17 protein-coding genes are annotated in these 20943 nt (G+C 57.5%); 4 read left to right on the top strand and 13 right to left on the bottom strand.

Annotated elements, in window-relative coordinates:
* Nucleotides 1-105: 105 nt before the first annotated feature.
* Entirely contained in the window at nucleotides 106-1062 is a 957-nt protein-coding gene (locus NB063_RS12805; RefSeq protein WP_250929117.1) for a 3'-5' exoribonuclease YhaM family protein, read from the top strand.
* Nucleotides 1050-1760 (top strand): 7-cyano-7-deazaguanine synthase QueC, encoded by a 711-nt coding sequence (gene queC / locus NB063_RS12800; protein ID WP_250929116.1) that lies wholly within the window; start codon nucleotides 1050-1052, stop codon nucleotides 1758-1760. Before NB063_RS12805 ends, queC begins: the two co-directional genes overlap by 13 nt.
* Nucleotides 1761-1816: 56 nt before the next feature.
* Here queC and NB063_RS12795 read toward each other — a convergent pair whose 3' ends face one another.
* The 8 genes from NB063_RS12795 to NB063_RS12760 form a co-directional block, all read right to left on the bottom strand.
* Nucleotides 1817-3376 carry a bifunctional GNAT family N-acetyltransferase/carbon-nitrogen hydrolase family protein gene (locus NB063_RS12795; RefSeq protein ID WP_250929115.1) on the bottom strand — a complete coding sequence of 520 codons (1560 nt, stop codon included), beginning with the start codon at nucleotides 3374-3376 and terminating at the stop codon, nucleotides 1817-1819.
* 243 nt (nucleotides 3377-3619) lie between these two features.
* Entirely contained in the window at nucleotides 3620-4585 is a 966-nt protein-coding gene (locus NB063_RS12790) for a cell division protein FtsQ/DivIB (protein WP_250929114.1), read from the bottom strand.
* 57 nt (nucleotides 4586-4642) lie between these two features.
* A complete protein-coding gene (locus NB063_RS12785) occupies nucleotides 4643-5551 on the bottom strand; it encodes a UDP-N-acetylmuramate dehydrogenase (RefSeq protein ID WP_250929113.1) in 909 nt (302 codons plus the stop codon).
* 110 nt (nucleotides 5552-5661) lie between these two features.
* Entirely contained in the window at nucleotides 5662-7287 is a 1626-nt protein-coding gene (locus NB063_RS12780) for a polyamine aminopropyltransferase (RefSeq protein WP_250929112.1), read from the bottom strand.
* Nucleotides 7288-7292: 5 nt separating this feature from the next.
* Nucleotides 7293-7586 (bottom strand): DUF350 domain-containing protein, encoded by a 294-nt coding sequence (locus NB063_RS12775; RefSeq protein ID WP_250929111.1) that lies wholly within the window; start codon nucleotides 7584-7586, stop codon nucleotides 7293-7295.
* A gap of 103 nt (nucleotides 7587-7689) precedes the next feature.
* Complete coding sequence (locus NB063_RS12770; RefSeq protein ID WP_250929110.1) at nucleotides 7690-7857, bottom strand: hypothetical protein; 168 nt, start codon at nucleotides 7855-7857, stop codon at nucleotides 7690-7692.
* A gap of 1 nt (nucleotide 7858) precedes the next feature.
* Nucleotides 7859-9475, bottom strand: coding sequence for a DUF4178 domain-containing protein (locus tag NB063_RS12765; RefSeq protein WP_250929109.1), 1617 nt, complete (start codon nucleotides 9473-9475; stop codon nucleotides 7859-7861).
* Nucleotides 9472-9888, bottom strand: a complete 417-nt coding sequence (locus tag NB063_RS12760; RefSeq protein WP_250929108.1) for an S-adenosylmethionine decarboxylase family protein — start codon at nucleotides 9886-9888, stop codon at nucleotides 9472-9474. Before NB063_RS12760 ends, NB063_RS12765 begins: the two co-directional genes overlap by 4 nt.
* Before the next feature lie 206 nt (nucleotides 9889-10094).
* On the opposite strand from NB063_RS12760, the gene NB063_RS12755 reads away from it, so the two are divergent.
* Together NB063_RS12755 and NB063_RS12750 are read left to right on the top strand one after the other, a co-directional pair.
* Nucleotides 10095-12143 carry a thioredoxin domain-containing protein gene (locus NB063_RS12755; RefSeq protein ID WP_250929107.1) on the top strand — a complete coding sequence of 683 codons (2049 nt, stop codon included), beginning with the start codon at nucleotides 10095-10097 and terminating at the stop codon, nucleotides 12141-12143.
* Nucleotides 12144-12258: 115 nt separating this feature from the next.
* Complete coding sequence (locus NB063_RS12750) at nucleotides 12259-13287, top strand: GNAT family N-acetyltransferase (RefSeq protein ID WP_250929106.1); 1029 nt, start codon at nucleotides 12259-12261, stop codon at nucleotides 13285-13287.
* An 8-nt stretch (nucleotides 13288-13295) separates the two neighbouring features.
* Here the strand turns inward: NB063_RS12750 and NB063_RS12745 are convergent, their stop codons facing one another.
* The 5 genes from NB063_RS12745 to nusA form a co-directional block, all read right to left on the bottom strand.
* Entirely contained in the window at nucleotides 13296-14030 is a 735-nt protein-coding gene (locus tag NB063_RS12745) for a YebC/PmpR family DNA-binding transcriptional regulator (protein ID WP_250929105.1), read from the bottom strand.
* Nucleotides 14031-14057: 27 nt separating this feature from the next.
* Nucleotides 14058-15164 (bottom strand): hypothetical protein, encoded by a 1107-nt coding sequence (locus NB063_RS12740; RefSeq protein ID WP_250929104.1) that lies wholly within the window; start codon nucleotides 15162-15164, stop codon nucleotides 14058-14060.
* A gap of 69 nt (nucleotides 15165-15233) precedes the next feature.
* Entirely contained in the window at nucleotides 15234-15728 is a 495-nt protein-coding gene (gene rbfA / locus NB063_RS12735; RefSeq protein WP_250929103.1) for a 30S ribosome-binding factor RbfA, read from the bottom strand.
* A 228-nt stretch (nucleotides 15729-15956) separates the two neighbouring features.
* Complete coding sequence (gene infB / locus NB063_RS12730; RefSeq protein WP_250929102.1) at nucleotides 15957-18926, bottom strand: translation initiation factor IF-2; 2970 nt, start codon at nucleotides 18924-18926, stop codon at nucleotides 15957-15959.
* Between the two features lie 313 nt (nucleotides 18927-19239).
* Nucleotides 19240-20730 (bottom strand): transcription termination factor NusA, encoded by a 1491-nt coding sequence (gene nusA / locus NB063_RS12725; protein WP_250929101.1) that lies wholly within the window; start codon nucleotides 20728-20730, stop codon nucleotides 19240-19242.
* Between the last annotated feature and the right edge of the window lie 213 nt (nucleotides 20731-20943).

The raw sequence follows: 20943 nt of genomic DNA, 5'->3' as shown, positions 1-20943 counted from the left end.
GTCCCTTGGTAGGCTCTTGGAGTGCCGGCACCGGGCGGCTTCACCGCCCTGCCCCGATGTCATGGCTCTCTCGCTTCGTTTTTGCCCTCAGACCTCTATTCTCACTTGCGTACACCTATCAACGAGCTCGCCGACGGGATGACGTTGGCTCAAGCGTTCCAGGCTGCCGACAAGCAGCTCCGTGTTAACCGCCAAGGCGGCAAATACATCCTTTTGAAATTGTCCGACCGCAGCGGAACGATTGCCGCGATGATGTGGAACGCAGACGAAACGATCTTTGATCGGTTTGACCGAGGCGACTATATCTTTTGCCAAGGTCGGACCCAGATTCATAACGGCGTGTTGCAAATCATCGTCACGCAGCTCGAGCGGATGGACGCCAGCGAAGTGGACGCGAATGATTTTGATCGATTCGATTCGGGACAGGCTGAGCAGCACACGGCACGATTGCGAGAATTGCTCGCGACGTTGTCTCAGCCGTTCCTCACACGGCTGGCGGCTGCGTACCTCGAAGATGATGATTTTATGGAGCGGTTCCGCGTCGCAGCGGCGGCGGTGTCGAATCATCATGCGTATCCCGGCGGTTTGCTGCACCACACCGTCAACATGATGGAGTTGGTTCGATTGATCTCGCCCCGCTACAGCGAACTCGATACGGAGTTGCTGATGATGGGCGCCTTCCTCCATGATTTGGGAAAGATCGATGAACTGAAGGCGAGCGGCGAGATCAGCTACACCGATCGCGGTCAATTGATCGGACATATCGTCATTGGTATCCAGCAACTCAGCGAGAAGATTCAACAAGTCGAACGCGATAGCGGAGAATCGTTCCCGACAAATCTTCGTTACCAGCTCGAGCACCTCGTCGTCAGTCATCACGGCAGCCAAGAGTTCGGCAGTCCCAAGATTCCCGTGACGCTCGAAGCGGTCGCGCTGCATCACATCGATAACCTCGATGCAAAGCTTGCTTTCTACACTGCGATCATCGGAAGGGACGTCGCCGCCGATGGCAATTGGACTAATTTTAACCCGAGTATTGGACGGAAGTTATGGAAGGGTTGAGTGCGGTTGTTCTGCTCTCCGGTGGTTTGGACAGCGCAACGTGTCTGGCGATCGCGCGGGAACAGGGGTTTGCCGTTCACGCAATCAGTTTCCGTTACGGCCAGCGACATGAGGGTGAACTCGAGCGAGCCAAATGGTTGGCCAAGTCGATGGGCGCGGCGTCGCATCGAATTATCGATATCGACTTAGCGCAGCTCGGCGGATCGGCGTTAATCGATCCGAATATCAACGTTCCCAAATCGGATCGTGTGGAAGACATCGGCGATGAGATCCCGGTCACCTATGTGCCTGCGCGCAACACGATCTTTTTGTCCTATGCCCTCGCGGTCGCCGAAACGAGCGGATCGACCGATATTTTCATTGGTGTCAATTCGCTCGACTACAGCGGCTATCCTGATTGCCGTCCCGAGTTCATCGCGGCGTTCGAAACGATGGCCCGGCTGGCAACCAAAGCGGGTGTCGGTGAGGGACCGAAGTTGCGGATTCACACGCCACTGATCGATTTGACGAAAGGGCAAATCATCGCTGAGGGATTGCGACTGGGCGTTGACTATTCGCACACGTTGTCGTGCTACGATCCCATTGGTACCGACCAGGCCGAAGGGGAAGTTCGCCCTTGCGGCCACTGTGACGCGTGTCTGCTTCGCGCGAAAGGTTTTGCCGAAAACGGGATCGTTGACCCCGCCGTCAGCGGTTGACCTTGGTTTCGAGGAGGTTTGTGTTTCCTCGCAAACCTCCCATACGCAAATCGCCGTCAGACTTCGAACTTGGTGCCGTCTTCGGTGTAGACGATCTTGTACAGATCCAGTTTGCGATCATTCCAGTTTTGCACCGAACCTTGTTCACGGTGTCGGCGGAGTTGTTCGAAGTCGAGGTCGTGGACGATGAGCGTTTCGACGTTCGGATTGCATTCGTCGGCGATCGCGTCACGGGCGAACTCCGCATCGGCGGGCGTGAAAATTCCGGACTGGGCGTAGTGGATGTCTGAATTCTCCACGAACGGCAGGTTCCCGGTGCAACCGGAGATGGCGACGTATAAGTGATTCTCCACACAGCGGGCCTGGGCGCAATAACGCACACGCAGGTATCCGTGCCGCGTGTCGGTGTTGAACGGCACGAAGATGATGGATGCCCCTTTTTGAGTCGCGATGCGAGTTAATTCGGGGAACTCGATGTCGTAGCAAATCTGGATCGCGATGGGGCCACAATCGGTATCAAAAACCTCGACCTTGTTGCCGGGGTTAACACCCCACCACTTCCGTTCGCTCGGTGTGATGTGAATCTTGTACTGTTTGCCGATCGAGCCATCGCGACGAAATAGGTAGGCGATGTTGTAGAGCGTGTCGTTTTCAATCACGAACTGCGAACCGCCGATGACATTGATGTCATACTTGACCGCCATCTCTGTAAACATGTCGAGATATTGTGGCGTGAAGGCGGCGAGCTGTCGCGCGGCTTGTCCCGGACGGGTGGCATCGACACAGGACAGCAGCTGCGTGGTAAATAGTTCGGGGAAGAGAACGAAGTCGCATTTGTAGTCCGAGGCGGTATCGAGAAAGAATTCGCACTGCTGCGCAAATTCATCAAACCCGCTGATCGTCCGCAGTTGATACTGAACCACACAGACACGGATCGGCTCGATGGCATGATGGAATCGCCGTTTGGCACCGGCGACATATTCCAAGTTCGTCCACACCGCATGGGTTGCGTACCCGCAGGATTCGGTGTCCGAGGGAAGGTAATTTGCCGTCAGTCCACGGACGACGAAACCGTTGGACAGTTGGGCGGTGAGAACAGGGTCATAGATGTTTTTCTCGAGAACGCCATCGATGTATTCGCGGGCGGACATTCTGTCGGCGTACTTGTGGTAGCCTGGGATGCGTCCGCCGATGATGATTTGCGCAAGGTTCATCCGGCGGCATAAATCTTTGCGCGCATCATACAGCCGTCGGGAGAGCTTCATTCCCCGGAACTCGGGATCAACCATGATCTCGATTCCATAGAGTGTGTCGCCCTTGGGTTTGTGGTTACGGATGTAACCGGAATCCGAGACGGCTTTCCAATTGTGCCATTCCAAGCCCGCGTCATATTCGAGGATCAGACTTGAGCAAGATGCGGCGAGTTTGCCTTCAATCTCGACGACGAATTGTCCTTCCGGGAAATGCTTGAGCAAACTTTCGACTTGATCACGCCCCCACACTTCCATCCCTGGAAAGCATTTCTCGGCGAGGGCCAACAAAGCGTCGTAATCATCAATCGTCAAAGGTCGAACGATTGTTTTCCATTCAAACTTGGCGAGATCCAGCGGTTCCATCGAGTCGAGCTTTCGGAAAGGTGATTGAGGTGTACGATCTCGGCATGAGATCCGGTTCACTTTTGTTCAATAGACACAAGGTCTCGTCACGAGAATAGTGGGTCATTCTCGCTGGTTTGGCGGACTTGGGCAGCTTCGAGAAAACGCAAGCAAGTCGGAGCGGCGTTTCGTGCTTGGCCCCTGAAAAGAGAACGCGGCGATTCCACGGGCCTAGCCGAGACAGGTGGGTGTTTCGGTCAGGTGCTATCGCGGTTGGCCTACCGGCGCGGTCCCGATTCGAGGGGCCTGCATCACCGGATGGTTTTGCACGATGGGGGCGGACGTGTACTGGACTTGCCGTAGGTCGCTGCCCGGAGGAGCTCCGTTGAGTAGGCTTTGCAGTTTCATCATCGCTGGCGGTTCGGACTGGGCCTCGACACCGGGAGGGCTGCCCCAGAACCAGCGCTCATCCGCTTCTTTGCCGGCAATCTCAAGCTGCACGATAGGGTTTTGCCGCAAGTCGCCATAGACGCCGATACTCGTGATGCCGAGCTGTTCTCGGTACGGATGCAGCAGGTGGGCAAGCAACGCGGCGGCCTGAACACGCGAGTCGCCGAACTCCGATCCCACACCGCCGGTCGGGTAGGCACCGGGCACGATGATGTGGAGGTAACGCAGCGTTTCGGAGGGCGAGAAATCGGTATCGGGTAACAACACCCCCTCGCCGTCGATTGCGAAAAAACCGGCACCGTTTCGATCGGGATGACGGCTGATGACGTGGACCATGGCAACCGGTTGACGGTATTCGAGTCGCACGTCGAGCCGGCCGCCGGCCAATTTACGAACGCCGACGACACGTCGGACCCAAGCGTTGGATGAAAATGCCGAAGCAACCTTGGCGCAAGCCTGTTTGTCCATCAGCGAAAGTTTGTCCATCGCGGCGTCGTTGTAGACGGTTCTGATGATGTCGGTCCGGACGTAATCCGGGAGCGGCGTGACGTTAATCGCTTCGGCGTTGACGCCATAGTATTCGTGGGCGACGTAGTGGGCGCCCCAAGATTGCCAGGCGGCGTAGCCGACAACGAGCAGGATGGCGGGCCACAAAATCGATAGGATCACCGGCGCAGCGACGAGCGAAGCGATCCAGCGGATCTTCGACGGTGGTGCTTCCGCGTCAGAACCTCGGCGACGATTCGACGAGGTACGTTTCGATTGAGACGATTCGGTCACGTCGCGGCTCTACATCCTTGCAGGAAAAGCGACTCGGGCTGGATTCCAGCCTTCGAATTACCAGATTTGCAGGTTGAGCCGCAAGTCGATCCCGGTTTGAAGCAAGACTTGTTCGCGAACCCGTTCGATCAAACGCAAGCACTGGTCGCTGGTCGCGTTTTCATGAGCGACGAGGTACTGGGGCGCCGACAGATCCAACGAAACGTCGCCCTCACGCAGGCCGGAAAGGCCTGTGCTGACGATCAGATCCCGGGTCGACATCGAGTTCGGATCGATGAACGGCATGACGATTCGTGAGGTATCTGCCGGGCGTCGCTGGCCCCGATGGATCCACAATTTTTGCATCCGCTTGGTCAATGCGGTCACGTCTTTGGGCTCAAGTTCGAATTCGACACTCAGCACGACGAGCCCGTCGAGGGTGGATTTTCGGTGTGAAAAGCCGGCTTCCTCCGCCGTGATCGTTTTGGCCTCGCCGTTTTCATCCAGCACCTCGATCGATCGGACGACCGACCCGATGTCTCGTCCTTCGGCTGACGCGTTACCGACCACCGCACCGCCGACGCTGCCTGGGATTCCGACCAAGTGCTCGAGCCCACCGAGGCCCTCACCGACCGTTTTGATCGCCGCGTGGGTCAATTTGACCCCCGCACCCGCCTTCAATCGGTTTCCGTTGATCTCCAGACCCGTTGTCGTTGGGCCGCTCATCGAGATGACCAAGCCATCAAATCCAGCTTCGCGGACCAAGATATTGCTGCCGTGGCCGAGGATGCGGACGGCGAGGTCGTGTGATTTGGCCGCTTTGATGAGTTCCGCGATTTGACCGATTTCGACCGGTTCCGCCAAAAAGCGTGCCGGTCCGCCGATCCCGAGCCACAGGAATTCATTGAGAGGTTGATTCTCGCCGACGAGATGCTGCAAATCCTCAGGAAACACGTCGACTAGCGTTACGGTAGAAGGAACTGACACGTCGTGGCCAACTTGGGGACAGGGGAACGGGAAAGGCATCGAACGACAACCGCGAAGCGAGGCGGCTGAAAGCATAGTTTTGCAGGCGGTGCCAAAATTCGCAATCGAGTCTAGCTCCGACCGCCCCATTCCTGGTCGTAGAGACGCACCAAAATCTGGTCATTGAGGCGATTGGAGGGGATTTCGAGCGATTGCTGGTCCTCCGGAAGATCAAAGAGCCCCCGCATTGCAGCGTCGTTTAGAAACCGCAACTGCGTGATTTCGGGATTCAGGACGGGCGGCAGCTGCCATGGCGAATCAGCGTTTGTGGCCCATTCACCCTCGGAAACTCGCTCACTCAGGCCGACCGGCCGAGCCAACGCGAACCCCCACACCCCGAACGTCGGCACGCTGGCGTGGTACGGCGTGACGTCGAATCCGGATTGCCGCAAGGTGTGCAGAATGCACCAATACGACTTCGGTGCCACCAGTGGCGAGGTGCACTGAATCGCTATCCCGGCGTTAGCGGACAGATGACGGCGAAGCGCGCGATAGAAATAGGTGGTGTACAGTTTGCCCACCGAGTAACTGCCGGGGTCGGGGAAATCGATCACGACGGCGTCGTACAGGACCGGTTCGGCATCTGCGGTTTTATCGTCCACAGTCATGTCGTCCGCAGTCAAATCGTCTTCGGTCGCCCACACGAACGCGTCTCGGTTGAGGACGGTTACTTTGGGATCGTTCAGCGCCCGTTTGTTGAGCTCGGCCAAGGGTTCGAACCGCGTGGCTAACCGGGTCATCGCTGGATCGAGGTCCACTAAAGTGATCGATTCGACGCGGCTGTATTTCAGCAGTTCCCGCACCGCGAGTCCGTCACCGCCACCGAGTACCAAAATGTGCCGGGCTTCGGTGCAAACGCTCATCAACGGGTGAACGAGTGACTCGTGATAGCGATATTCGTCGATACTGTTGAATTGCAAATGACCGTTGAGGAACAGCTGAAAGCCACGATTACCCTGTGTCACGGTGATGCGTTGATAGGGCGATGTGTCGGCATAAACGATCTTTCCGCCGAGCGTATTTTCTTCCGAAAGAGTCGTTAACGAATCGGCTTTGATGAACCCGACCACGAGCAATCCGATCACCAGGATCGCACGGCCCCGCAGTCCTTCGATGCCTCGTTGTGGCAATAAGGGACGCAGCAAGTACGTGCCCCACAGCCCGACGGCTGCGTTGAGTAATCCGAACAGGATCGCGGTCCGCGTCAGTCCCAACCGAGGCACGAGAAAGATCGGAAACAGCAGTGAAGCAAACAACGCCCCGAGGTAGTCGAAGGCTAGCACCCGGGACACGAGTTCGTTGAAGTCGAGGTGCTCTTTGAGGATCCGCATCAACAGCGGCAATTCCAAACCGACCAGTATTCCGATCAAGACCACGCTGCCGAACAAGAGCACGTGGAACCAATCCACTAAGGGAAAGGCGAGAAACAGCAAGGGAGTGGAGAATCCTCCGATCAGTGCGAGGGCGAGTTCGATTTCGATGAACGTTCGTGCGAGCCCGTCTTCGATGTATTGCGACAACCAAGCACCGACGCCGAGCGCCGATAGATAAACACCGATGATGAGCGAGAACTGCGTGACGGAGTCGCCGAGCAGATAGCTCGCCAACGTGCCAGCCACCAGTTCATAGACCAGCCCACACGTCGCGATGATCAAGACGTTGACGTAGAGGAGTCCGAGCGGGGCGCGGTCGATCAAGTTGCTTAGCCCAAAATCGCGGCGGCGATGATCACGGAGATGCCCAACACGATCGCGGCGACGACGATCGAAACCGCCATGTTGTGCTCTTCACCGATCTCATGAATGATCGAAAACGGCGTCAGCTTCTCGGCCAGGATCAAGCACACGACGAAGACGACGATTCCGACAACGGAAAACACGAACGCGGCGATGAGGTGTTCGAGTAACACATCGATGCCGGTGCCTCGAGCGGGAGAAACGAGCACGTGCTGGGCGCCCTCGCTGACCGATTGTTCAATTTGTGCGAGAAAGTTCATGAGAGTTTGTTTGAATTAGAGAAAATTGGTTGTCCGTTTGAGTGTCTACGTTCGCTGCGGTGTGGCCTCATCCGTTGCCACACCTCTTCCATCTCGCGGATGCCTATTTGCCGCCGCCCCAAGAACCGCCATAACCACGGCCGCCGTACACGCCTGATCCACCCGAGTTGAGGAACCCGGTATCGATCGCCCGCCATCCGCGCGCCGTTGCGATGCCGAACCAAAGGCAAATGAGGACGCCGACGACTAAGTAAATCTGAAGCAATCGCATCTCAATTCTCCGACCGGTACGGGCTGTAGTCGCTGTCTTTCCAACGCGACACTTCGAAGCTGTATTTGAAGACCAGAATTCCAATCGGAACGATCGAGACAAAAATCATCGCGTAGAACCACATCCACGGGTCCGGACCGAGCTGCGTCGGTAGAGTAAACAGGGAGTCTCCGAGCACATGGATCATCGTGATAAAACCCATAAAAAGGAGCCACGACAACCACACGCCGTAGTGAATCGGTGGTGAAGGCTGGATCACTCCGACGCCCCACGGACGCGTGATGTTTTTTAATCCGAACGCTTGTTCGATTTCATCGACGGTGAGATACACACCGTGCGAGATGTTGAGTTCCTCGGCATCTTTCGTCTTCGAAAGCTCATAAGAAATCATGTACGGCGGACAGATGTAATCGCTCGTTGTGACTTTGTCGCCCTGGTTGACCTTCCAATAGAACTCGCCCATGCAGGACCGTACGTAAGCGGTTCCACGATCATAGATGCGATAAGATCGACCGTCGAAAGTGACCTTGCTTGGCAGGCGAACGGGAGGGTTGGATTCGATCGGTTCCACGAACGACCAGTGACGGTCGTTTTGAACCAACCATCGAAATCCGATCTCGGGGTTGTGCAGCAGATACTCAAACCACGGATACACGGTGCCTTCATACAACGCATACCGCTCCATGCATCCGATGACGGTGAACTCATGGTTGCTGAGTTTGTCAGGGCATTGGAAACGACCCGCGGAGCCGAGCGGAATGACCGGGTGAAGTTGGCGGTCATCGAGCGTCTTGAGTATCCGCAGTTTGCCGGCATCGGCATCGAGCAACGCGCCGCAGTTCGGGCACCCGACGCGCTTTGTCTGATCGGGAGTGCGTAGGTCTAACGGCCCGCCGCATTGCGGGCAATTCAGGTTCACGGTGGCGACGCGCCGCACCGAATCCGATTCGAGTGGTTCGACGGCCGGCGGTGTGAGGTTGAGTTCGTCCAGAGAAATGGTTTTGCCAACCGAAAGGCGTTTGTGTGCGCCGTCGTCTTTGGAATCGTATTCGAAGGTCGCGAACCAGTCGCCTTCACCTCGCAGGTCGGCGTAAACGTGATCGTCTCCAGGCCGGAACGCCCACGGGATTTCGCCTTGGGCGGCGTATGCCTTCGCGGTTCCTTTTTCCGTCACGACGAGTTGGTTGTCACCAAGAGAGACGGCTTTTCCGACTTCGAGGTGATCAAACTCAGGCACTTGCATGCGTTTGCGAATTTCACGCGGGAAGGTCATGTGCAATTGGCCCTGGGCGTCGGCGAGCCACGCCATCTTGTCACCGGGAAGCCGCAGATACCATTCGTCCCAAAAACCGCCGGCGGAGTGTTGGTACTGCACCCGTCCGACGCATTCAAAGGGTTTGCCGCGATAACTTCCCGTCGATCCGAGGTGCAGCACGCTGTCGGTTTCGACCAGATCCGAGACTTTGCCGATCAATTCGATGTCTCGGTCTTTTCTCGCGATAGCGCTATGGCAGAATTCGCAAACCGTAACCATCGTGCCGCCGAACCGGAACTCAACCGGTCCGCCACAATTGGGGCACGGCGCGCCTTTCTTCTTAAGTGATCTGGCGCCAATCATCGGGCGGTCTCCGCGGCCGATTCGATCGACCATGCGCCGCGACGAAGCACTCGCAAGAAAACGTGGCTGGCCCCAAGTGTCCGCGTCAATTCTGTTTCCCAAGGCCAATCGGCATGTTCGCGACAGCAAACAAAATTGAAGGTCGCCAACCCATGTTCCGGGTAGGTGTGCACGGCGAGATGTGATTCACTCAATAGATACAGCATCGTCACGCCGTGTGGTGCGGCGAATCGATGAGCCGCGGGGCTACCGATGACGTGGAGCCCAAGTGAATCGATGACGCGTTGGCAAAGCGATCCGATGATCTCAAGAGATTGCAACGTTGGAGGATCGCAACCGCTCGCGTCCACCACCCACTGCGTCCCGACGGAAACGATCGGCGGCATTTCGTTCGATACGATACTCTCGTTCATATCCAAGTTTTTTTCACCAAAGGGCCCTGTTGCCGAGTGCGCCGGTAGGGACGTTGTTGTACCCCATCGGAGGTCGCGAATAAAGGGAACGGTGTAATCTGCGATTGATTATCGAATGTTTGGCCTCGGTGATCGTCGGGATCAAACCCCTTATGATGTTCGTCCCGTGAATCGTTTTTGCCCGACCCGTCTTTTTCTACCATTCCATGCCCAATCAACTCGCTCAATCGCTCAGCCCCTATCTGCTACAGCATCAGAACAATCCGGTCGATTGGATGCCCTGGGGCGAAGAGGCATTTGAGCGTGCTCGTGCCCGCGACGTTCCCGTGTTTCTGTCGGTTGGTTATGCCGCGTGCCATTGGTGCCACGTGATGGCCCATGAAAGTTTTGAAAACGAAGAGGTCGGCGCGTATCTCAACGAGCATTTCGTTTCCATCAAAGTCGATCGGGAAGAACGCCCGGACATCGATCAAATTTACATGAACGCGGTGCAGCTCATGACCGGCCGTGGTGGTTGGCCGATGAGCGTGTTTCTCGATCACGAGGCTCGGCCGTTTTATGCGGGAACGTATTGGCCGGTGCTGCCACGGGGCGGGATGCCGAGTTTTCCGCAGGTGCTCGACGCGTTGGTGGATGCGTGGGCGAATCGCCGTGAAGAAATCACGAGCCACGCCGGCGAAATCACCGAAAGTCTGCGGCAGCTCGCCGTGGGTACCGGCGAGACGGCGGATCGAACACCGGGCGGCGATCGAGTCGGCGTCGCGATCGAGTTGTTATTGAAAACCGTGGATTGGGAATGGGGAGGGTTCGGCGAAGCACCCAAGTTTCCTCACGCGACCGATTTGGAATTGTTGCTGCGCGTGGCGGCGAGAACCGGCGATACCCGGTTGATCGAGGCGGCAGAATTGACGCTCGATAAAATGGCTGCCGGTGGCATTCGCGATCATATCGGGGGAGGGTTTTCACGTTACAGCGTTGATGGACACTGGTTGGTGCCGCACTTCGAAAAAATGCTCTATGACAACGCGTTGTTGGCTGAGGTCTACACGAGGGCGATGCAGGTCACCGGGAATGCACGACATGGGCACGTCGCCGCGGAAATTTTGGACTACATCCAGCGAGACCTGATCGATCCTTCCGGTGGTATCCACTGCAGCGAAGACGCCGACAGCGAAGGAGTCGAGGGCAAGTTCTATGTGTGGGATCCTGCCGAGGTGATTGACGTGCTCGGCGAAGAACGAGGCAAGCGATTCTGCGAGATTTACGACATCACAGCCGCAGGCAATTTTGAGGGTAAATCGATCGCGAACTTACCCCGTCCTCTTGCGCAATGGGCGGAATCGTTTTCGATGTCGCTGGAGTCGTTGAGCGGCGAGTTGGCGGACGATCGTGAGCGATTGAGACTCGTTCGTGAACGCCGGGTGAAACCGCAACGAGACGACAAGATCGTTGTCGCGTGGAATGCCCTCGCGATCCGAGCGTTTGCGATTGCGAGTGTTGCGATGCATCGAGAGGACTATCTCGAAACCGCCATACGCGCCGCACGATTCGTGTTGGAGGCGATGCGTCGCGACGACGGGCGATTGTTGCACGTCTATCGCGATGGCACGGCACACGGAAATGCGTTTGTTGATGACTACGCGATCTTGGCTGACGCATTCCTATCGCTCTACCAGGGAACTGCGGACGAGAAGTGGTTGAGCGAAGCGTTATCGCTTGCCGAGACGTTAGTGGATCGGTTTATGGATGCGGACGAAGGTGGGTTCTATTACACCGCGAGCGATACCGATGCTCTGATCACACGTAACAAGGACTGGCATGACGGATCACTCGTCAGCGGTAATGCGGCTGCGGCGATGGTGTTGTTGAAATTGTCTCGCTTGACGGGGAACTCGCGATGGCTCGACGCGGCAACCAGAACGTTGCGGTGTGGCGAAGCTGTCATTCGCAAACAAACGCGGGCATGTGCTGCGTTGATCAGTGTGGTCGATGAACTGCATTTCGATCAGGGCGAATTAGTGATCGCGGTAAGTGACCGAGGAGGTGTGAACCGCGTTGCGCGACAGGTTCTCGCGCGGTATGAGCCGGGGCTGACGGTGGCTTGGACGTTGCCCGCAGACGACTCAGTAGAGGGGGGAGGCGATGCGTGTCCGGTTGCCCCTGAATTGTTGAATGGCAAGGTTTCATTGGGGAAAACGTGCACGTTATACAGATGCCGTGAATATCATTGTGAGTCGCCGGTCGTGGATCCGTGATTGTGCGTACTGGAATGCTAGGTTAGTTTTTGTTTTTGCGTTTCGACGCAGGAATGTGCCGCAATGAAGCGGCACAGCACGCATGCGTGCTCGGTAGCCGACTCGAGATTATCCCATGGCCATAATTCGACCGTTCCAAAACTCCGATCTGCCGGGGGTATTCGAGGTTTGGATTCGGCATTGGCTCGCGGCCCGGCAGACGCCACCGGTAAGCGTTTCGATCTTGGAACGCGCGCTGATGTCACGTAGTTTTTTCCGGCCAGCGGATCTGATCGTCGGGCTCGCCGACGGTCGGGTGATTGCTTGGACACATGTGTTTCGTGATCCTCCGGTGTCCGACTCGGCGAACGGCGAAGGATCCGAAGAGGGTGAGTCGTCGACCGCCACGATCGCGGCGTTGTGTTTTGCCGACGAGCCGGGACTGGCGATCTGCGACCAGATGCTCAAAGCGGCTGAAGAGTATTTGCGTGCCGATGGAGTGCAGCAGATCTTCGTCGGAGCGGTTCGCGATGACGTTAACGGGTATGCGGGATTGGCCCCGGTGGGGCATGGGATCGGGATTCCGGTCTCCGACGCGAGGACCGGCTCGCTGCTCTCACGCAACGGATACCAAGTCTCTCGGACAATCGAGAGAATGGTGGTGCAGACATCGACATATCGACCGCCAGTGAATCGTTCGTTTTTGCAGTTGCGGCGAAGCACGCGATTGGATCATGTGCCGGTCTTGCCATCATCGCCCCGTGTCGCCTCTGCGATGAGTCACTTTGACATCGAACGTTACATGCTGGTCGACTACCAACAGCAGCAAACGCTGGCGATGTGCGGATTGTGGATGGGTGATCCGGAAGTCCAAGTGATGGAGAGTTCAAAAGCGATTCTCTCGTTAACGCTGCTCGACGCGCACACTTACAACGGGTTGCCGGTTCAGATCGAACCCAATTTGGAAGAGGAATCGGGGGCGATCGAGCTCACGACGGAGCAGCAGTTTCTGATTGCGTCGTTAGTGCAATCCCTTTCCAACCGGCAAATCTTTTCGGTTGAAACGGCGATTGATCGTGACGACCAAAAACTGCTCACACAGCTCGATGAATTGAAATTCGAACGGATCGAGCAAGGCAAACAATGGGTGAAGAAGTTCTCGTAAGAGAGTCTTCAGTCGTTGTCTTCGGGGAAGTTTGCGTTGGTGCTGACGGTTTGAATGTCGTCGTGGTCGTCAAGGACTTCCAGCAATGACATCACTTGGCCGGCTACCGATTTGTCCAGATCGACATTGGTCGACGCGATCTGAGTGACTTCCCGAACGTCAGCTTCGATTTCGGCGGCGTCAAACGCGTCGGAGAGGCCGTCAAAATTTTCGGGGGCACAGGTGACCTGGATTTGGCCGTCGTCGTCGGGTTCGACATCTTCGGCGCCGTTTTCCAACGCGATTTCGGTAACGCGTTCTTCATCGGTACCGGCGGGGAAAATGAAGAGGCCTTTGCGTTCGAAGAGGTACGAAACGCAGCCGGTCTTACCGAGTTCACCGCCGTGTTTTCCGAACAGGGTGCGTAGTTCGGGGGTCGTGCGATTGCGATTATCGGTCAATGCCGAGCACATCACGGCCACACCGCCGGGGCCGTAGCCTTCGTAAAGGACTTCTTCGACGGCGTCACCACCGAGTTCACCGGTGCCGCGTTTGATCGCGCGTTCGATGTTGTCTTTGGGCATCGAGACGGCTTTGGCGTCGTCGATCGCTTTGCGAAGACGGATGTTGGCCGCAGGGTCACCGCCACCTGTTTTGGCGGCGACGATGATCGCTTTGCTGAGTTTGCTCCACTGTTTTCCGCGAGCTGCGTCAACACGACCTTTGCGGTGTTGGATGTTGGCCCATTTTGAGTGCCCTGCCATTTCCGTGATTCCTTCGGTTTAGAAAACTTAGCGTGGTTTTCGTTTGGTCAGTTTACGATTGGCAGCTTTCTTGCCGCCGCTTGTCGTGGATTTCTTCGTGTCTGCTGCCTCTGCGACGCCGGCATCACCTTTCTTTTTGGTGGTGGTTTCAGCAGTCTTCTTGCTCGCCGACTTCTTGGCGCTCTTTTTGGGCTTGCTCGGTTTGGCTTCTTCGGCGGCGGGTTTCGCTTCCGCTTTTACTTCGCTTGCTTTCGGCGTCGCGGCTTTCTTGGCGGCCTTCGGTTTGTTGGTCGTCGAAGTGGCTTTGGCGGCCGATCGGATCGGTTTCTTCTTGCCCGCTGGGGCTTTTGCGACAGGTTCGGCGACGGCGGCAGCTTCGGCTTCTTGCTTTGCGTGCTCTCGTTCTTCCGCTTTCCGTTTGGCGACGCGTTTCTTGGCGGCTTTCTTGCTGACGAGCCACTCGTCGAGTTCAGCGGAACTGCCCTTGGCGACCGACTCGAGCATCGCCCGAGCGGTCTTGTCCGACGGGTCCATCAGCAGCGCGACGGCGGGTTGGTGCAGGAGGTTTGCGAACTCGACGCCTTTGCTCTTGGGGATCGCCCGTTCGAGGCCGGGAACGCGTCCGTCGGCTGCTTCGGCTTGGCTTGCGATTCCGCTGACGAGCATGATCACCATCGCGGAATAGTCGATCGGGATCGAGTGACCGCCGAGACCGTGTTGGATGATGTAACTGAGCACGAACGGCGTCATGCCCGGAAGTTTTTCGAACTTCGCAACCGCTTTGCCGAGGTTCTCTTTCTTCAGATGGTCGAGATCGAAGGAGTAAAACTCTTCAAAAATGGATTGCAGGTTCGACTTCAGCCGGGTGGCAGCTTTCGTCGGATCGGGCAAGCTCGAAAGGACGTCCGAAAGTTCCGTGACGGTCGTGACACGGACTTCATTCCAATCGAAGTAGTCTTGCTCGAGTTTAGCGAGGCCTTCGTCAGCCAATTCACTGGGGCAATCTTCGAGAAGGCAAGCGTAGAGTGCATGCTCAAGCAGAGGGCGAGAGGGGCTCGCCGGTGGGACGCTGTAGTTTTTCTTGAGTGCTGCGTGCAGCTTGGCGATGAGTTTGGAGCGATTGGTGGCGGACATAGACTATAGGAGTTCGGTGTTCAGGTGGCTGAGGTCAGCGGGGGCGTTCACGCGATGGATTGAACGCTGTTAGGATTGGAGCCCGCTGTCGTCTTTGGTTGGCTCGTCTTGGGGATGCTCGTCTTCGGTCGACATGTCTTCAGAGGATGAGGCGTCCGTTTCGGCGTGCGATTGCGTTGACGTGGGTGTCGGAGGCGTCTCGGCGGGAGTTTCCCCGCTTTGTTCGGCGGCAATTCGAGCCAAGATTTCCGAGACTGCGAGTGCATTCTCTTGGCCTTTGTCGAGCTCGAAGGACAGTCGCGGGGTGTACCGCGTGTCGAGCCGGTTTGCAATTTTACTTTGCAAAAATCCGGCGGAGTTCTGTAATCCGCGAATCGAAAGTTGTTTTTGGGCTTCATCCCCCATGACGCTGACGGAAACCTTGGCTTCACGCATATCGGGGGAGACGCTGACGGAGATGATCGTGACGTCACGGACGCGTGGGTCTCGGATATCGGTCAAAACAGAAGTGGCAACGACTTCGCGGATTGCTTCGGCGGCTTTGAGTTGGCGACGACTGGACACAGGAAGGCTGAGGAGTGAGGAGTGAGGAGTGTGGGCGTAGAATAGGGTGCGGCTACCGGAGCCTGAACAGAGCCTGAAAACGGCGGCAACGGCCACGGGGGCGATCTGCTCGGCCACGGAAGACGCGTCTGTTGCTCGGAAAAATCGAAACCACCACGAATGTGGTGGTGAGGGAAGCGTCAGTTTCGCGAAACGTTCACGTGGCTCGGTCATGAGACGCTGACGCGATCAGTCGAGCTTTCGTGCGACCTCTTCGATGCGATAGGCTTCGAGAACATCGTCCTGTTTGATGTCGTTGAAACCGGACAGCCGGATGCCGCACTCCATGCCACGTGGCACCTCTTTGACGTCTTCTTTGATCCGACGCAGCGTGTCGAGTGGGTATTCCCCGATCACACGGCCGTCGCGGCTGACGCGGATGCGGCAACCACGGACGATCGAACCTTGGGCGACGTAGCAACCCGCGATGGTTCCCACGCGACTGATCGAGAAGACCTGTTTGACCAACGCTCGCCCGAGTTCGACGACACGTTCCTCGGGTTTGAGGCGGCCTTCGATCATCATGCGGATGTCATCGGTGAGTTTGTAGATGACGTTGTAGCGACGGATCTCGATGTCACGTTGATCGGCGAGTTGGCGTGCCTTGTCATCCGGGATCACGTTGAATCCGAGGATCACCGCGTCGGAGGCACTCGCCAAGGTAACGTCGGCGAGCGAGATGCCGCCCACTGCACGTTGGAGGACACGCAGTTCGACTTCGGGGTGATCGAATTTGCTGAGTTCCTTGTCGATCGCTTCGAGCGAACCACGGGCGTCGGCGCGAATGATCAAGTTCAACTTGGCACGTTCTTCGCCGCCGAGCGTACCGCCGGCAAGCATGTCTTGGAACGTATCGAACGAGACCTTCGTGGTGATTCCCGAGAGTGACTGACGGCTGAACTCGTCTTCGCGGCTGCCCGCGATCTCACGTGCCTGCGTGATGTCTTTAAGCACGTGGAAACGGTCGCCCGCACCGGGAGGTGTGTCCAGTCCGGTCAAGCTGACCGGCATGCTCGGTCCGGCCTCGGTGATCGTCTTGCCCGTCAGTGGGTTTTGCAATGCTCGCACACGACCGTGAGCGGGACCGCAAACGATGATGTCGCCGACACGGAGTGTTCCGTTTTGGACGACCATCTTCGCGACGACACCCTTGTCACCGTGTTGTTCCGCTTCCAGGCAAACGCCGTACGCTGAACGTTCGGGGTTCGCGCTGAACTCGTTCAATTCGGCGATGGTGAGCAGCGTTTCGAGCAACTCGTCCATGCCCTCGCCGGTCGTGGCACTGGTTTTGACGACTTCGACATCACCGCCCCACTCACTCGGGGTCAGGCCGTGTTCGGTCAATTGCGTCATGACGCGGTTGGCATCGACGCCTTCGAGATCGATCTTGTTGAGTGCAACCACGATCGGCACTTCGGCTGCCTTGGCGTGGCTGATTGCCTCTTCGGTTTGAGGCATGATTCCGTCGTCAGCGGCGACGACGAGCACCGCGATGTCGGTGACGTTGGCACCACGGGCACGCATTTCGGTAAACGCTTCGTGACCCGGCGTATCGACAAACGTGACGCTACGACCGTCTTTGTCGACGTTGTAAGCACGAATGTGTTGGGTGATCCCGCCGGCTTCGCCCCTGGCAACGTTGATGTTGATCAGGTAGTCGAGCAGGCTGGTTTTGCCGTGGTCGACGTGGCCGAGGAAGGTCACGATCGGAGCACGAGGGACAAGCGACTCGGCGGTGTCCTCTTGGGTTTCGATTTCCGTGATCAGCTCATCTTCGAGCGATTCGGCGGCTTTGAGCTCGATATCGACGCCGAGTTCGGTCGCAATCAGTTCGGCTGTTTCGAGGTCCATTTCGGAGTTGATGTTGATCATCATGCCCATCCCCATGAGGGTTTTCATGACGTCGGACATCGACACACCGGAGGCTTCGCAGAACGTGCGCACCGTGCACGGAAGTTCGAGCTGCACGCGTTCTTTCCGCGGGGCAGCGGTATTAGTGCCTTTGCGTCGGATCCGTGGGCGATTGCGACGCATTTGGCTGCGGTCGTTGTCGCCTGTTCCGATAACGCGTCGGCCACCGCCTCCGCGGGCACGTTCGGCGCGGGCACTGGCCATTCCCGCGAGGCCTTTTTTGCCACGTGGTTTTTCGTCTTCGTCGACAATCTTTTTGCGGCCGGCGAAGTCACCGACGGCGGTGCCTTCTTTCTTGACGCGTTTCTTTTCGGCGTCGTCTTTTTCGAGCCGCGCCAAAGGTGCCTTCATGCCTTGTTTGTGGCCTTCGATGACGTCGCGGGTCAGCTTGATGTCAGGCTTTTGGGCAGGCCCTGTGTTCGAGACAGGTGCTGTCGGCGCGGGAGCGCTGGGCAGCTGGGCGAGGTTGACTTTGATACGTGGTTCGCGTTTGCGAGCCTTGCCACCTTCGGCGGGTTTATCGCCACCGGAGCGGCCGGAGGTGCGATCGAGCGAACGCATTTTACCGCCGCCGGTGTGCATTTCACGACGTACCGGTTCACCCGGACGATTGGGGACCACGCGTCCGCCCGAATTGCTGGCCATGCGGTCGGCGATTCGGCTGGCCATTCCGCCGGCAGGTGCTGCAGGAGACGCACCCTGTTCGTTACCGCTGGCTGGCGGTTTGGGCGCGGGAGTTTGGGCGGCGGGTGCACCGGCCGCTGGCTCTTGCGAGGCGGGTTTGTCTTGTCGAGCCGCAGGCATGACGTCTTTGAGACGCACTTCCGGCTTAGGCGAACTCGGTTCGGCGGGTTCGGCAGGGCGGGGCGGCGCAGCTGGTTTGAGTACCGGGGCACGCAGGACCGGAGCCGGACGCTTGGGCTCGGAGCTTTCCGGTGGGGCGCTTTCGCGCGTCTTGGGACGCCCGAGTTGGATGGCGGGAGGACGCCGGAGGGAGGAGCGGTCCAAATCGCGAACCGGGGCGACCGGTTGCGTCGGTGCTTCTTTGGTTGCCGTGGCGGCAGGGGCGGGCTTTGGCGCCGCCTTGGAGGCACTCGAAATGGAATCGCGTACTTGTCGGGCTTCGTCGTCGGTGAGACTTGCTAGCGCAGAGCCTTTGCCGGTGATTCCGGCTTTCTTCACCAGATCAACGAGATCTTTGCTGTCGAGGTCGAGTTCTTTGGCAAGCGCGTAAATGCGTACTGGCACTGGGGGGGGATCCTGTCAAATTCGATAGATGAAGTCCGACGGCCCCGCTCGGGCTGCTCGGCTTCATTTTGTTTTGTTCAAAATCGCATAAAAAGACCTCCATCGACATTAAGTCTGGTCCCAAACGCGTCATCCAGGGGAGGGCTCACGTGAGTGGCCGAACGTGGAATCGAGGTTTGGAATCCGTCACAATGCCGGGGAATTTCATAGCGGTCAAAAAAATGGACTGTCCGTGAAAGGCACGGATGCCCGAACGCGGAGACGATAGGATAACGCAAAGCGAGGAAATATGAAAACGGCTTCCTCGTTAGTCTTACGCGTTTCCTCCGGAATCTTTCTCGGATTCGCCTTCGGAGGTCGATTCTCCGACCGCTGCGGGCTCTTCCGAAGGCGTTTCTGCCGCGGCTAAAGATTCCTCATTCGCTTCCGGAGCCGAAGCGGGTTCGGACGCCGTTTCGTCGCTATTGGCGTTTGTAATTGCCGGTTCAGGCGATTCCGCCGATGGTTCTGCATCGGTGGATTCCGCCGTCGTCTCGGTCGCGTCAGCGTCTGGGGCAGTCTTTTCAGATGCCGGCATTTTCGCTTCGATTTCGGCTCGATCGCGATCGAGTTTTTCGTTTTCGCGGCGGGCGCGGCGTTCGTCGGCTGCCGCTCGCTCGGCTTCTTCCGCCTTGGCTTCGGCGATTTCAACGATTTGATCGACTTGCTCTTCGGTCAAGCCCGCCATTTCAGCGAATTGGTCAGGCTCGATCACCGACAAGTCGTCGTAGGAGAGGTAGCCTTGCTCGACGAGCGATTGTGCGATCTCTTCGCTGATACCAGGGATTTGGCTGAATCCGGCCACGGCTCGCTCGATTTGTTCCTCGAGTTCCGAGCCGGTCATGATTTCAATGTCCCAACCGCACAGTTTGCTAGCAAGCCGCACGTTTTGTCCGCGGCGGCCGATGGCGAGCGACAATTGGTCTTCTTTGACCAGTACGATTGCGCGGCCGATCATGTCGCAGAGCAGGACCTGGTCGACTTCGGCAGGCTGCAACGCGTTCGGGATCAGGACTTCCGGGTTGCTGTCGTAGCGGACGACGTCGATGTGTTCGCCGGCGAGTTCTTCGCGGACGGCTTTGATGCGACTGCCGCGGTAGCCGACGCACACCGAGATCGGGTCGATGTTCACGTCGTCGCTGCTAACGGCGACTTTGCTGCGGTAACCCGGTTCGCGGGAAATCGACTTGATCGCGATGACTTCGTCGTTGAGTTCCGGGATTTCCTGTTCAAACAGACGTTGGACGAACTGCGGGCGGGTGCGGCTGAGCACGACGCGGACGCGGTTTCCGCCTTGAGGACGCACTTCGTAAACGATCGCGCGGACGCGTTCGTTGGCGTGGAGGCTTTCGCCGGGGATCTGTTCGCTGCGTGGCAGGATGGCTTCGACGTTACCGAGATTCACGGTCGCCACGCCGCCATCGGCGCGTCCGATCATGCCGCTGACGATCTCACCGATCTGGTCGCGGTACTCGATCATCAACGCGTCACGCTCTGCTTCGCGGACCTTTTGGATGATGACTTGTTTCGCCGTTTGGGCGCCAATACGACCGATTTGATCGTCGCCGAGCGGTTCGCCTTCGAGCGTTGCGGAAATCTGTCCGTTCTCGCGGCTGATCGAAACGACGACGTCCGAGTCTTCACCGTATTGGCGTTTGGCGGCGCTCTGAAGTGCAGATTCGATTGCTTGGAATAGTAATTCCGGATCGATGTTTCTGTCGCGATGGAGCGAATCGACGTAACGCAAAATGTCTTGCGGGTTCATGGCGACAAAGAGGGGCGGCGAGGATGAAAAGGGCTTGGAATTTGTGGGGAAAAGACGTTGCAAACACAACCATAGGTCTATCCACCATGAAGTAGGGGATAAAAAATTAGCCCGGACCGAAAAGGCCCGGGCCAACAAAGGTTTGCCTGAAGTCTGTGCTATCGAACCTATCGAAAGACCGGTTCAGTGTCAATGCTTCTGCGGCGATATCGC

It is taken from the genome of Aporhodopirellula aestuarii (assembly GCF_023701485.1).
Classification (GTDB): Bacteria; Planctomycetota; Planctomycetia; order Pirellulales; family Pirellulaceae; genus Rhodopirellula; species Rhodopirellula aestuarii.
Note: the sequence above shows the minus strand (reverse complement) of the source record. Positions and strands in the feature narration are given on the sequence as shown.